Origin of the sequence: Sulfurimonas hydrogeniphila (genome assembly GCF_009068765.1) — a bacterium.
GTDB classification, from domain to species: Bacteria; Campylobacterota; Campylobacteria; order Campylobacterales; family Sulfurimonadaceae; genus Sulfurimonas; species Sulfurimonas hydrogeniphila.
This window is the reverse complement of the sequence record NZ_CP035534.1, coordinates 916,363-930,979: the sequence shown is the minus strand read 5'-3', so window position 1 is coordinate 930,979 and position 14,617 is coordinate 916,363. Positions and strand designations below refer to the sequence as shown.

Genomic DNA, 14,617 nt, shown 5'->3' with positions numbered 1-14,617 from the left:
GTGTAAATTACACGCTTAAGCAAAGCATCAGCCCTTTTTTCATACCCTACCATACAAAATCAATGCCATTAAGTTAAGAAATAAGTTTGATGTTTTCTTGGAACCCAGGTTTTACCCTAGGCTTTAATTTTGAAAGACACAAAGCCCGCACTAAAGTACGGGTTCCGAAAAAATTGCTTAACTTAATGGCATTGACCCTATAAAATACAAGAGGTTACAAACTATGTCAAACAGATTAGCAAACGAAGATTCTCCATACCTGCAGCAGCACAAAGACAATCCCGTAGACTGGTGGCCGTGGTGTGAGGAGGCTTTTGTTCAGGCTGAGGCCCAAAACAAAGCAATTTTCATCAGCATAGGCTACAGTTCCTGTCACTGGTGCCATGTAATGGAAGAAAAAGTATTTGAAAACAAAGAGTGTGCGGATATTTTAAATGAAAGTTTCATCTCTATAAAAGTAGACAGAGAAGAGCGTCCGGATATAGATAAATATTATCAGGAAGTATATATGCTTTTGAATCGTCGCGCCGGAGGATGGCCGACAAGTATCTTTTGTACACCACAGAACAAACCCTTTTTTGCCGCCACTTACATACCGCCTGAATCAAATTCTGGCAGCATAGAAGGCATGGGTTTTAAAGAGATTACACAACTTATAGCAAGAAAAGTAAAAGAGGGAGATCCCAAACTCTTTGAAAATGCCAATGAGATAGAAGGCTTTTTGGGTCAAAAAGAGCATCCAAAAGAAGCGACTGTGTTAAAAGAGGAGTTTTATAAAAATTTTCTGCTCCAAGCCAAAAACAATTATGACGCACAAAACGGCGGTTTTTCAGATAAACCGAAATTTCCACGTGCTTCCACTCTTGATGCCCTGCTTGTTGTTGCAAGACTCTACAATGATGCCGATGCAAAAACAATGCTGACCAATACACTCAAAAACATGATAAAAGGCGGTATGTATGACCTTGTAGACGGAGGCTTTTGCCGTTACAGTGTAGATGAAAAATGGCTTGTACCGCATTTTGAAAAGATGCTCTATGACAATGCCCTGCTCTGTGGTGTCTACACAAAAGCCTATTTGCTATATGAGGATAAAACATATTTGCATATTGCAAAAGAGACAGCAGACTTCTGGTACAACTTTATGAGTGAAGATGGACTTTTTTACAGTGCAAGTGATGCCGACAGTGAGGGGGGAGAGGGAAGCTACTTTGTTTATACCTATGATGAAGTTTATACGCTTCTTGTTCAAAATGGATATGAAAATGCAAAAGAGATGTGTGAAACGATGCATGTTACGCATCACGGAAATTTTGAAGGCAAAAATATCATTCGTTTCGAAGAAGAGATTCCTGCATGGTTCAGTGATGTAAAACCACTTCTGCAAAAAATTCGACAAAAAAGAGACTACCCTTTTACAGACAAAAAAGTACAGACATCATGGTCGGGTATGATGATAAATGCTTTATTTTTACTTGGAACTGTGGATAGCAAGTACAAAGAAAAAGCCATAAAAAGCCTTGATAAGCTTCTTGAAACACTCTTTATTGATGAAAAACTGTATCATACGACACTTATACACAAAAAGCCAAAAGTTGAAGCTTTTTTGGAAGATTATGCATTTCTCTCACAGGCACTTCTCAGCGCTTTTAAATACACACAAAATGAAATGTATCTTATACATGCCCAACGGTTTGTCAACAAAGCACTGGAAGAGTTTTACGACAAAGGACTATGGAACTTCAGTAGCGGCGAATTTGCTGTAAAAGCAGAAATTACGGATACAACATATACAAGTTCCGTCAGTATTATGATAGATGTTCTACAAACCCTCGGAACACTTCTTGAAGATGAAAAATATACCCATTTTGCCTTTAAAACAATGGAATACAACTCTTATGAACTCGGGCGTAAGCCAATTTACTACCCCTCTATGCTTATACAGGCTTTACGATATGTCAAAGGAGACAGAGTTATAAAAACAAGCGAACAAAACATTTACAACTACGCGTACAAACTGGCAAAAATAAAATATCCGTTCACACTGTTAAAAAGAAGTGAAACGGATGATTTCATGATATGCGGAGAGAAAAGCTGTTTTGCAAATACACAGGATGTGGATAAGATTAATCAACTTGTTGAGCAATCTTTCTAAACTCTTTCCACTTTAGAAAAAAAGCTTCTTTAAGCTTTTTTTTCCTCTTTGTATTCTCTGCTTCAAGTTGTTTTGTAAAGGTAAAAAGTTTTTTGTTTTTTTGGGATTGCAGAAAAACTTTGTGCAACTCTTTTGTTACATATATATCATGAAGTTTTCCTAAAATATCCTGTAGTTCTTTGAGTGTGTTTCTGAAAGTATCTTTATTTTGCAGATAAGCGGAAAACAGCTCTGTGGCATATCGCAGTTTTTTTAATTTAATTCGTAATTTGTGTGCCTGTTCATCTTCCAGGACACTCCCTGTTGCGGAACCGTATAAAATTATTTCATTTGTATAGCTTTTTAAAAAATTTTCGGCAAAAGGAATAATGTTTTTTTCCAGGGCGGACAACTCCTTTTTTTTAAGCTTTTTTCGCCATTTTTTTGTTTGTATCCATCTTCTTAGTTCTCTTATAAGCTTTTTATATTTGTGAGACTTTAAATACTTTTGAATCTTTTTATACTCTTTTTCTCTGTAGTGGACAACAATTTTATAAAGCAGCGATTCTGTAGAAGACAATGTCTCTTTTTTCAAGTATGTTTCCATGTAAACATCAATATCACGGGCTCTGTTGCAATAAGAGGCCACGGTTGCAATTTTTATGTCAATTTTTTTTGTAATTTTTTTTGGTATTACGGGTTGAAAAGTAAACAATACAGAGCGCATCCTTCTCAAAGAGACACGCATTTGATGCAGGGGTTCGGTCTCTTTTTTTGCAAGCACAGCTTTTTTGTATTTTTTTATTTTTTTAAAATCAATTTCCAAAAAATTTTTAAATGCTGATTCAATACTTACATCCATCTTTTCATACCTTCTTGTACCATTATAACATAGAACAAAATTTATGTTAAGGTGAAAGTGATTATAATAAATCAAAGGATAAAAAGATGGGACATGAAAGAACTATGCTCGAAGATGAGATAAAAGAAGGTACTGATTTAAAAGATATTGTACATGAAGACAGAAGAAAAAATAAAACAAAAGAGAAAGACACTGAGGACAAAAGAGGCAAAGACCCTCATAAGAAACGTGTTGCCGTCTGGGTAAAAGATGAAGTCCTGCGATATGAAAGTGAACTCAAAGATTTACAGATAGAACTCTTAAAAATGCAAAACCATGTCAAAGAAACAGGACAAAAGGTTTTAATGATTTTTGAAGGTCGTGATGCTGCGGGAAAAGGCGGGACTATCAAACGTATTACAGAACATCTCAATCCTCGTGGTGCAAGAGTAGTAGCCCTTGACAAGCCCAGTGACAAAGAGAGAACACAGTGGTATTTTCAAAGATATGTCCAACACCTGCCATCAGCCGGAGAGATAGTCCTTTTTGACAGAAGTTACTATAACCGTGCAGGTGTTGAGCCTGTTATGGGCTTTTGTACACAAGAGGAGCATAAAGAGTTTTTACATGAAGTTCCCGAATTTGAAAAGATGCTTGTCAATTCCAATATAAAAATTTTTAAATTCTATTTTTCTGTTTCAAAAGCCGAACAGAAAAGACGTTTTGAAAAGAGAAAAACAGACCCGCTCAAACAGTACAAACTCTCACCGGTGGATGAAAAATCACAAGATTTATGGGACAAATACACCATAGCGAAATATTCTATGCTCTTAGCATCTCATACAGACTATGCACCCTGGACAATCATTCGTTCCGATAACAAGAAAAAAGCCCGTATAAATACCATCAAACATATATTAAACCATTTTGACTATCCGAAAAAAATTGACAAACAGAAACTCAAAGCAGATGCTGACATACGTATTTCTGCCAATGATGAAATCAGAATCATGGAAACAGAGATGACCTTAAAAAAAGACAATGCGTAGGCGTGTTACAAAAGGGTTGTATATTTTTAGCTATAATTTTCTTTTTCAATGAAAGGGCACCTCATGCTAAAAGATTTAGGAAAATTTATTTTTATGATTGAGCTTGGCTTCAAATATATAAAAATTTTCAAACAAACCTATTTTCATCCGTTTATCACACAAAAATATGCCTATCAGGAACTCTCAAAAGCAAGACAGGAGTATTCAAACAAAGTTTTGGACTTTTTAAATATCAAAGTAAAACCTGTAGGCAAACTTCCAAACAAAGACAAAATTCTTTATGCAATCAACCACCGTTCTCTGCTTGATATTCTCGTGATGGAAAATATTTTTTCAAGATACAGCAAAAGTGGTGCCTGGATAGCAAAACAGGAACTTTTTGAAGACCCGATATATGGCAAATTTTTTCAATACAGCGGATGTATTCCTGTAGATTTGGAAAACAAAAAAGGACTCGTACGCTTTTTTAAGACCATCAAAAGAACACTTGCCAAAGTTGATGACTTAAATATTTACATCTTTCCAGAAGGTGAGAGATACAATGGAGAAGACATTAAACAATTTCAAAGCGGTGCTTCAAAAATAGCCAAAGCAAACAACCTTGACATAGTTCCTGTATATATCAATGACAAACTTGAAAAGGTATTTAAAAATGCCCCTTACAATGAACCTTACACTGTTGAAGTCCATATAGGCGAAATCATCAACTATGAGAATTTGGAAGAAAAGTATCTTGAATTTTATAAATCAGTAAAAGAAAAAACAAAAGGAAACAAATGAAACTTGGTGTAAACATTGATCATGTAGCAGTTTTACGAGAAGCCAGGCAGGTAAATGACCCTGATATTTTGCAGGCACTTTACGTCGCCTGTGAAAGCGGTGCTGATCAGATTACTATACACTTACGAGAAGACAGAAGACATATTCAGGACAATGATGTTACAAATATTTTGCAGTTTTCGAAGGTGCCTGTTAATTTGGAATGTTCGATTAATAAAAAAATACTCGACATTGTCAGTAAGGTCAGGCCTCATCGTGCAACCTTGGTTCCTGAAAAAAGAGAAGAAGTTACCACAGAAGGCGGACTTGATGTTTTTGCCTATGAAAATGAAATATCCTATGCAATTGAGCAACTCCATGACGCCATCATTCCTGTTTCGCTGTTTGTTGACCCCTCTACAGATGCGATAGAACAGTCAAAAAAGCTCGGAGCCGAGATGGTCGAACTTCACACCGGACTTTTTGCAAATCTTTTTGCGATGCTTCACTCCTCTTTGCCAAAATCAAATCACTCTGTAAAAGAACTTGAATTTCCAAGATATGAACTCAGTGACAGACTGGAAACTGCCCTCGAAGAGTTAAAACTCTCTGCAAGATATGCAAAAGAACTTGGTCTCGAAGTAGCAGCAGGCCATGGACTCAATTATCATAATGTAGATGAAATCATGCAGATTCAGGAGATTACAGAGTTGAACATCGGACAAAGCATTATCGCCCGCAGTGTTTTTACCGGATTACGTGAAGCGATACAAGAGATGAAAAGAGTTACAAGGCGATGAATAAACCAACAATAGCCGTAAGTGTCGGTGATGTAAACGGTGTCGGACTGGAGATAGCACTCAAAGCACATGAAGAGATTGCTAAAATATGCCATCCGGTTTACTGCATCAATAAAAATATCTTGCAAAAAGCCTCTGCACTGTTACATGTAAGCATCCCTGATGATTTCACACTTTATGAAGTTGCGGGAGATTTTGCTCTGCAGCCGGGAAAAGTAGCTGCCAAGAGCGGTTTGTACGCCTATGATTCTTTTATGGCTGCCGTGCGTTTGTGTGAAGAAAAAAAAGCCAAAGCCGTTGTAACCTTACCGATACATAAAGAAGCCTGGATGCAGGCAGGACTTGAGTATAAAGGACATACAGACCTCTTACGCAAACACTTTGGCAAAGAAGCCATTATGATGCTAGGATGCCATAAAATGTATGTGGCACTTTTTACAGAACACATTCCACTCAAAGATGTTGCAAAAAGTATAAAATACAAAAAACTCAAACAGTTCTTTTTGGATATGCACAATACAATTCCAAAAGCCCCTGTAGCCGTGCTCGGTCTTAATCCGCATGCTGGAGACAACGGTGTTTTGGGGCATGAAGAGCTTATAATCACGAAGGCAATAAAAAGTGCCAACAAAAAAATAGGCTTTGAACAGTTTGTCGGTCCAATGGTGCCTGATGTGGCCTTTGCACCCTACTGCCGCAACAACTACAACTATTTTGCAGCAATGTATCACGACCAGGGACTTGCTCCGCTCAAAGCACTCTATTTTGACGAAAGTGTTAATATTTCACTTAACCTGCCCATCATACGCACATCAGTCGATCATGGAACTGCTTTTGACATCGCCTACAAAAATAAAGCAAAAACACTGAGTTATATCAATGCTGTACAGGCAGCGATAAAATTGATACTTTATAACTCGTAAAGTATAAAAATACCCCCCCCGAATTTTTTTGTCATATTTTATGTTTTTGTAAGTTTTATTTTTTTATGATGTTCAACAGACAATTGCTTTTTTAATATTTATATAGAACTAAAGAGAATGAAAAAAGTTGTAGTCTGCAAGGAATTATTAATGAAATACTTAAACAAAATAAAGCACTCTCTTCCTCTTCTTCTAGATAATATAGAAAAAGAGATACGAAACGATGAAAGTATTAGCTTCTTAATTAGTGAAACTCAATTAAATAACTTAATAACAGAACAAAAGGCTTTACTTATAAAATATTTTGAATATTATCATCATAACATTGATGAGAAACTATGTTGGCATTTTTATAAAGATGCCAACGTACCATTTTTGTTAATATACAAAAGCTTACAACTTCTTAAAGTTGAAATTATGAATGAATTACTTTTACAAACTGATAACAAAGTAGAAGTATTAAAAGTTTCTAATGATATTAACAATTTATTAAATCTTATCGCAAAAATTTATATTCGAAAAGAGATTGACAAACCCTTTTCTAGTTTACACAAATTTCAAAATTATCTTCTTTTTCGTACTCATGTAATGTGGTATGAAAGAATCATAAAAGCTATACGTAAAGATGACCTCTCTTTATTTCCTCTTTTTTCATCCCTTGAATGTGATTTTAGCAAATATTTAGAGTATCCAGAATCTTTAATGATTTGCATTGATTTAAATTTATGCAAACAGCTACATGATTTACATCATATTGTTCATAAAAATGCTAATATTTTTTATTTATATTATAAAAAAGAAGAATACTACCAAGCCTACTTGGCATATAAAGAACTTGAAAAAGTGATAAATATTTTCACTTCAACATTAATGGAACTCTACTTTCAAGCATACAACAACTTAGAAGAGAATTTTTTTCGACTGCTTGAATCATTTTTATATCAAAAAAAGCATGTTTATTTAACAATGATTGACATAAAAGGACTTAAAAAACTTAATGCCCGTTACGGTGAGGCAAATATAAACACTATATTGGAAAATATAAGTATCTCCTTACAAAATACTATAGATAAACAAGCAAGCCATATGCTTTTGATAAAAGGAGTGACTGCAAACTATTATATGATGAGTATTGAACTTGAATCAGAAGAATATTTAAATATTCACAAAGATATTTATGCTGTTGTAAATCAAACTTACCAAAATAATGGTAAATCAATTCCAGTAGAATCATCCGTAGTTTCTTTAAACCTTCTTGGATTTCACGGAAAAACAAGTGATGATTTTATCAAACTGATGCATCGTTTAAAGTTTGAATCACTTTCCCAAGCAAAAAAAAGCTACCATATAGAATCAAAAAAAGAATGCATACGACTTGTCAATTGGCTAGAGGATTCTTATAAAAATTTAGATTTTATCATACAAAAATTAGAAGAGGAAGAAATAGAAGCAGTTTTTCAACCTATTTACAATATTAAAGAAAATAAACTTGAAGTAGTTGAAGCTCTTGCTCGTATTCGAGATGGGAAAAAACTTATTCCTGCCGGTGTATTCATAGATCAAGTTATAGCTATAGATAAGGATGCACTTTTAGACTCATTAATGCTAAAAGATTTAATTAAAAAAAGAGAGAAAATATTTAAAGCAGCAAAAATTTTATTTGTAAACTTAAGTTTTAAATCTCTATTTAATGAAGAATTTAAACAGCAATTTGAAAAGTTCATTGAGGTATATAAGAATGATATTGTAGTATTTGAACTAACAGAACAAAGCCTAATAGAAAATATTGATGTTATAGAAAAAATGTATGCAAAATATGGTTTTCATTTTGCAGTTGATGACTTCGGAAGTGGTTATTCTTCTTTAAAACTTGTCTCAGATTTAGCAAAACGAGGGTTACTGAAAGTTCTGAAAATGGATGGAACTCTTATTGAAGAATTAGCTTCTGATGAACAAAACCAAAAAATAGTTAAAGTAATAGCAGAACTTTCTAATATTATGGAGCTTGTCAGTGTTGCAGAATATATTGAAACTGAAGAAGTTTTTAATTTAGTAAAAACATATAATATTACTTATGCACAAGGATTTCATCTTTCAAAACCAAAAGAGATTGATGAATTATTAATCGAAAAACTTAATGAATAAAAAGGAGTTCAAATGCTAGGTTTTTTTACAAATAAACAATATAAAGACAATGAGGATGAAATAAACAGACTTCAACAAGAAAATGAATCTTTGCGACAAACAATAGAAGAATTGAGTCGCAAAAATACATTTTTAATGCAAGAAGAAACAAGTTGCAACGAACAAAAGAATAAAATTAATGTTATGGATGAAATGCTCATTGGAAATGTTAAAAATATGACAGAAATTGCAGAACGTTCAAATGAAAATGTAGAAAACTTACGTGAGCTAGCAGAAACAACAGAATCTGTAAAAGGAGAAATAAAAGAACTACGAAATAATTTTGACAATTTTATTTCACAAATCACTCATCTTATACAATATGCTTCAGAAACACGAGACAATACCTCAAACTTAAATGAAAGTGTGCATAGTATTTCTGAAATTATTCAACTGATTAAGGATATTGCTGACCAAACAAACCTACTTGCCCTCAATGCTGCTATAGAAGCAGCAAGAGCTGGCGAACATGGTCGTGGTTTTGCTGTTGTTGCTGATGAAGTAAGGAAACTTGCAGAAAGAACACAAAAAGCTACAAATGAAGTTGATACAAGTATTAGTATGTTAAAGCAAAATAGTTCCATTATGCTTGAAGCATCAGAAAGTTTAGATCAAATCATAGGTTCTATGGAAACGTTTATGAATAATTTTAAAGAAGGTTTTGATAAACTGTATGAAATTGATTTAAAAACTATAAACGAGCTACATAACTTAGCTGATGCTATCTCAGCACTTCAACAAAAAATCAATAATTTTCTTTATAAAATTCGTGCGTATGAAGAAAAACTAATTGGTAATGGTAATCCTATGAACGATAATGGGTCTCATAGTTTTGATACATGGAAAAATGAATCAGGGAAAAAAGCTTTTGGACAGACAAAAGCATATCAACAAATTGATGCATCACAAAAACGCTTTGCACAAGGTGTTGACGATGCTATGGAAGCAACAATGAAAACTTCTTTACAAGATTTTCAAGGTATGGAAGAAGAAAGCAAAAACATGTATAGACTTTTAAATGATATGGAAAATGAAGCAAAAAACAATTATTCAGAGTAAATAAAAAGTTATTCTATATTTCAACCCACTTAATGGATAATTATTTTCCTTTAAGATTAATTCTGTTATACTACACCTATAAATATTTAGAAGGAAGACAAAATGAAAAAAATCGCAGCACTAGCATTAACAGCCGCTTCGTTAATGGCATCATCATTGGTTCAAGATGCAAAAAACGCAGGCCTTATGCCAATTCCGAGTTCACAAACTGAACTTTTAAAACTGATAGACAATCCGAAAAATCCTATCACAAAAGCAAAAGTAAAACTCGGTGAAAAGCTTTATATGGATCCACGTCTTTCACGCAGTGGTCTTATTTCATGTAACACATGCCATAATTTAATGGAAGGTGGAGATGACGGCGTAGGTCCTTCAACAGGACATATGTGGAGACACAATCCGCATCACTTAAATGCACCGACAGTTTACAATGCAGTGTTTTTCGGTTCTCAGTTTTGGGACGGACGGGCAAAAGATTTGGAAGAGCAGGCACAGGGACCGGCACTTGCCCATCCTGAAATGGCAGCAACAAAAGGACATATAGAAGAAGTAGTCAAATCTATGCCGGAATATGTAAAAGCATTTAAAAAAGCATACGGTGACAACGTAAAAATTACTTTTGAAAAAATTACGGACACTATTGCAAATTTTGAACGTACACTTGTAACACCGGCACCGTTTGATGCATTTATGAATGGTTACAAAGAAGCAATGACACCAAAGCAAAAAGAGGGTCTGAAAACTTTCATTCAAGTTGGTTGTGCATCTTGTCATAACGGTGTAGCACTTGGCGGTGAAATGAATGTATTGAATGTGGCAGCAACATACAAATACATGAATACAGGTGACTTTAAAGGTGACAAAAACGGCATGGTAAAAGTACCGACACTCAGAAACATTACTGAGACTGCACCTTACTTTCACAATGGTATGATTTGGAACTTAAAAGATGCTATCAAAGAGATGGGGCGTATTCAACTTGGAATGAAAATTACGGACAAACAGGCTGAGTCTATTGAAGCATTCTTAGGTTCATTAACAGGGAAAAAACCGTATATGATGATGCCTATGCTTCCTGCTTCAACAGATAAAACTCCTAAACCGAACTTAAACTAGTTTTATAGCAACATAATGTTGCTATAAAATATCTTCTTCACAGATATATCTGATTATCTCTTTTTTCAATTGCTTAAATTCAGCATTTTCTACATTTTCAAGAGTATACAGTAATCTGTCCAGTGATCTGTTTTTTCCCAAATAAGGTACAACTTTTTTCAAAAATTTCTCTTTATCCCCAATACTCTGCAACTCTTTTTTGATCCTTTTTTCTTTGTCCGTTCTTGTAGTATTTTTCAGTACACGATACAGGTAAACTAAAAACAGTGCTGCAAATACTCCCGACAAAAAATAAACTGCTTTTTCCATCATAGTTGTCCTTTCCTTCTTTTTTGTTGTATCTTCAAACACAGCATCTTCCACATGTATCGCAAAAGCCTGTGTTGTTATCTCTTTTACTCTTTGCTCCTTGATGTCAAAATATTCTAAAGAAACAGAGGGAATTGTAAAGTTTTTATCCGAAACAATTTCAAAACTTTTTTGATAAATTTCTTCCTCTCCCTGGTGCAGTTTTTTTGTACTTTTTTCGTATACGGTTGCACCTGCTATACTTATGTTTATATCATTAAAATTATTGATATTGCCCTTGCCCTGCAGAGAGAGTGTGAATTGTACCGGCTGATTTTTTTGGACATATTTGACATTCACACTTGCATGAAGCTCATAAGAACCCATAACAGTAAGATTATTTGGAATTTTTTTCACTTCCAGGTTCAGAGCATTAGAATAAATATTTCGTTTTGCATATTTTGGGCTTGAGAGTTCTATTGTAGCTTTTATGGGATTTAAAACAAAAGTACCGCTTTTTTGGGCTATGATTTCATAGCGAAGCTCTTCGACCCATTCGCCTTTATCGTTTTTATACTCTTTGTCACTGATTTCCTGCAATGCAAAATCATTAAAACGGGGGGTCTCGACAGTATAGTCTTCTACATCATCTTTAGAGACAAGCCTTACATGTAACAGAAACTTTTCTCCTGCCATCGGCGTTATATTGCTGATGTTCATACTGAGTTTATAATCCGGTGAATGTGTTTGTGTGCGTTTTTTCACCTTTACATGTAAAGGCTGTGTCTTTTCAACCTTGCCGTCAACTTTGATACTAAAAGCAGGTAATGTAACATCTTCGGTCGGTGCCAAAGAGTAAATTTTAGTCACTTTGTCTGCTTTTTTCGCATGAATCAGCGTTGCCTCATGGAAAGTTTTCACATTTTGCACGATATACCCGTCTATATACTCTATCATTGGAAATGTAACATGAAAACCTTTTGCAACCACGCGAAACTCCAAAGTTTCTGTTTTGACAATCTCTTTGGGTGCAGTTGTTTGTACCCATGCATACAGTTCCAAAGGAATACAAAAGAGTAAAAAAATTATACTACCAAGGTTTTTTACTGTCACTGCTGCTCCTTTTTGTCCGGATTTTTTGCAAGAAAACAGGAGTTTTTTGTTTTTGTATTATTTTTATCCATTTTTCTTCCTCTGACAAAACCAGTTTTTGCAGTTTTATCTTGTATTTTGAACTGACTTTATAATCATTATTCATTTGTTCAAGCCTGTTTTTAAAACATACTTTTGCCGTGCCTCTGCTGAAAATCTTTTTGAGTTTTTTTCTTTTTTTAAGCTCCTGTGTAATTATCTGTAAATTCTTTTTTGTCTTATCAAAAACATGCAGTTGCAAAGAATGCTCAAACTGAGACTTTGCCAGTTCCAGTTTCCCTCTTTGTACATAACAGTTGCCGATATTGTGATAAATTTTTGCATTGAACAGTTTATCTTTGCCGAGTGCTTTTTTATAATACTTTATTGCCTGTAAATATTCATGTTTTTTATACAAAGCATTGGCAATATTATAATTAACTGCGCTTGTAGGCTTGAGCTTTTTGTAACATTCTACCGCTTGTTCGTACTGCTTTTTTGCATAAAAAGACTTTGCTTTTTGCAGAGTTATAAAATCGAAAGCACCCGCATTTACAGGAGTATTTAAAAAAGTCAGCTGCATCAGAGCAAACAACACTGTCAGTTTAACTGTATGCTTTTTTTTCAAGCCCAGTATAAAAACAAAATAGAGAATCAACAGTGCAAGCCCCAAAGGATACATAAACAGTTCCTGATACTGTTTCATATCATATGCATCAGCAGATATCTTTTGCGAACTCTTTTGTATGGCATTGAGAATTTTTTCTATGTCACCCTCTCCCCATTGATACTTTGTATAATACCCATGACTCTTTTGCACCATATTGTTCAAGGCATTATTTTTCCTGGATGCAAAATCAATGACATACAGCCTTAGATGATTTTTTCTAATATATGCAGTTTCATCCACTCTTGTGACATCTTCACCACCGTCACTCAGTAAAATTATATTTTTTGTTTTTTCTGTATGCAGCATTTTTTCACTTGCCTCAAATACACCAAAGAGATTGGTGTTTGGCTCAAATTTTTGCTTTATCTGAGCGTTTTTAAGCATATAGGCAAGAGCCTGTGTATCTTCACTGAGAGGATAAAGCATATAGCTGTTTTTAGCGAACAACAGTACCCCTGCATGTAAATGCTCTGCTTTTTCGATGAGTTTTACAAGTTTTTCTTTGGCTAAAGTGAAACGGCTCGGATAAATATCTGATGAGTTCATAGATTCTGAGACATCAAGTGCAATAACAGCCGAACTACTCATCTGTTTGATCACCGTATTTTGTTTCAGATATACAGGACGGGCAAGTGCGATTATCATCAAAGATATGACAAGTAAAAAATATCTGTAGCGCATGGAAGCTTGTATTAACTGAGGATGTAATACGAGTTGTTTGATCACTGCCTGAGAAAAAACAGTTTCGAGAATATTGTTGCTCTTTTTAAAAGAGAAAACAAAGAGTAATGCAGGAACAACCAAGAGGTACAGTACATAATCATATAAAAAGAACATTTACAACACCCCTCTCGTTTTTACATGTGCTACAAGCAAGATTGCGCACAACAACGAAAACAGAAGAAAATAAAAATATATATGCTCTTCTACATCTAAAGTATTGTACTCAAGTTCACTTTTTTGCAGCCTATCAATGCGTTTGTAGACTTTAAGTAAATCTTTTTTATTTTGCACTTCAAAGTTTTGTGCACCGTTTTTACTGGCAATAACCTTCATCATGTTGCTGTAACTTTTGTCTATGGTTATCGTATAAATTTTTATGCTGTATTTTTTTGCCAGTTTCAGTGCAAATGCAAGCGGAATTTTACTTGCAGAGTCTTCTCCGTCGCTCAACAGTATAATGATTTTTGACTTACTTTTTGAATTTTTCAAAAGCGTTACAGAGGAGACGAGAGCATCAATCAAAGCTGTGCTTTTTCCAATAACCCCCACTTCAATCTTGCCCACGATATTTTTTTGCGCCTCTTTGTCAAAACTCAGAGGAGAGGCTATAGCGGCTGTTGTACCAAAAATGACCAAACCTATTCTGTCGCTCTTTCTCATATCTATAAAACTTTTCACGACCTCTTTTACCACATCCAGTCTGCTTTGTTTGTAATTTTTTTCATTAAAGCCATAAGTACTCATAGAACCGCTGGTATCAAGTGCCAACACAATATCAACGGCATTGCTCCTGACTGCTTTTATTTTTTTCACTACAACAGGATCGCTCAATGCAACAGTCATACATGTAATCATAGCCCATTTTAAAATTTCTCTTGCATAGTGTTTCTTCTTAACATGCAAGAGCAGTTGCAAAAAATGAGGCATATAGAAAGATTCT

At 34.5% G+C, this 14,617-nt stretch carries 12 protein-coding genes; 8 read left to right on the top strand and 4 right to left on the bottom strand.

What is annotated here, in order from left to right; genetic code table 11:
• The first annotated feature begins 223 nt into the window (after nucleotides 1-223).
• Nucleotides 224-2,155, top strand: a complete 1,932-nt coding sequence (locus tag ETP70_RS04920; protein ID WP_151900135.1) for a thioredoxin domain-containing protein — start codon at nucleotides 224-226, stop codon at nucleotides 2,153-2,155.
• On the opposite strand, the gene ETP70_RS04915 is transcribed toward ETP70_RS04920, so the two are convergent.
• Nucleotides 2,127-2,996, bottom strand: a complete 870-nt coding sequence (locus ETP70_RS04915) for a CHAD domain-containing protein (protein ID WP_151900134.1) — start codon at nucleotides 2,994-2,996, stop codon at nucleotides 2,127-2,129. The genes ETP70_RS04920 and ETP70_RS04915 overlap by 29 nt on opposite strands.
• 86 nt (nucleotides 2,997-3,082) lie before the next feature.
• Here ETP70_RS04915 and ppk2 point away from each other — a divergent pair, with 86 nt between their 5' ends.
• The 7 genes from ppk2 to ETP70_RS04880 all read left to right on the top strand — a co-directional run bounded on the left by ppk2 (nucleotide 3,083) and on the right by ETP70_RS04880 (nucleotide 10,865).
• Nucleotides 3,083-4,024 (top strand): polyphosphate kinase 2, encoded by a 942-nt coding sequence (gene ppk2 / locus ETP70_RS04910; RefSeq protein WP_188110054.1) that lies wholly within the window; start codon nucleotides 3,083-3,085, stop codon nucleotides 4,022-4,024.
• 63 nt (nucleotides 4,025-4,087) lie between these two features.
• A complete protein-coding gene (locus ETP70_RS04905; RefSeq protein ID WP_151900133.1) occupies nucleotides 4,088-4,804 on the top strand; it encodes a lysophospholipid acyltransferase family protein in 717 nt (238 codons plus the stop codon).
• Nucleotides 4,801-5,583, top strand: coding sequence for a pyridoxine 5'-phosphate synthase (locus ETP70_RS04900; RefSeq protein ID WP_151900132.1), 783 nt, complete (start codon nucleotides 4,801-4,803; stop codon nucleotides 5,581-5,583). The genes ETP70_RS04905 and ETP70_RS04900 overlap by 4 nt, the downstream gene beginning before the upstream one ends.
• Nucleotides 5,580-6,506 carry a 4-hydroxythreonine-4-phosphate dehydrogenase gene (pdxA, locus tag ETP70_RS04895; RefSeq protein ID WP_151900131.1) on the top strand — a complete coding sequence of 309 codons (927 nt, stop codon included), beginning with the start codon at nucleotides 5,580-5,582 and terminating at the stop codon, nucleotides 6,504-6,506. The genes ETP70_RS04900 and pdxA overlap by 4 nt, the downstream gene beginning before the upstream one ends.
• A 150-nt stretch (nucleotides 6,507-6,656) precedes the next feature.
• On the top strand, nucleotides 6,657-8,651 hold the full coding sequence (locus ETP70_RS04890) for an EAL domain-containing protein (protein WP_188110053.1): 1,995 nt from the start codon (nucleotides 6,657-6,659) through the stop codon (nucleotides 8,649-8,651).
• 12 nt (nucleotides 8,652-8,663) lie between these two features.
• Nucleotides 8,664-9,749 carry a methyl-accepting chemotaxis protein gene (locus ETP70_RS04885; protein ID WP_151900129.1) on the top strand — a complete coding sequence of 362 codons (1,086 nt, stop codon included), beginning with the start codon at nucleotides 8,664-8,666 and terminating at the stop codon, nucleotides 9,747-9,749.
• Nucleotides 9,750-9,851: 102 nt separating this feature from the next.
• A complete protein-coding gene (locus ETP70_RS04880) occupies nucleotides 9,852-10,865 on the top strand; it encodes a cytochrome-c peroxidase (RefSeq protein ID WP_151900128.1) in 1,014 nt (337 codons plus the stop codon).
• 21 nt (nucleotides 10,866-10,886) lie between these two features.
• Here ETP70_RS04880 and ETP70_RS04875 read toward each other — a convergent pair whose 3' ends face one another.
• The 3 genes from ETP70_RS04875 to ETP70_RS04865 are packed head-to-tail and all read right to left on the bottom strand — an operon-like array spanning nucleotide 10,887 to nucleotide 14,604.
• Nucleotides 10,887-12,266: a BatD family protein gene (locus ETP70_RS04875; protein ID WP_188110052.1), complete on the bottom strand. Its 1,380-nt coding sequence runs from the start codon at nucleotides 12,264-12,266 to the stop codon at nucleotides 10,887-10,889.
• Nucleotides 12,244-13,791 (bottom strand): vWA domain-containing protein, encoded by a 1,548-nt coding sequence (locus tag ETP70_RS04870; protein WP_151900126.1) that lies wholly within the window; start codon nucleotides 13,789-13,791, stop codon nucleotides 12,244-12,246. The genes ETP70_RS04875 and ETP70_RS04870 overlap by 23 nt, the downstream gene beginning before the upstream one ends.
• Nucleotides 13,792-14,604 carry a vWA domain-containing protein gene (locus tag ETP70_RS04865; RefSeq protein ID WP_188110051.1) on the bottom strand — a complete coding sequence of 271 codons (813 nt, stop codon included), beginning with the start codon at nucleotides 14,602-14,604 and terminating at the stop codon, nucleotides 13,792-13,794.
• Nucleotides 14,605-14,617 lie beyond the last annotated feature (13 nt).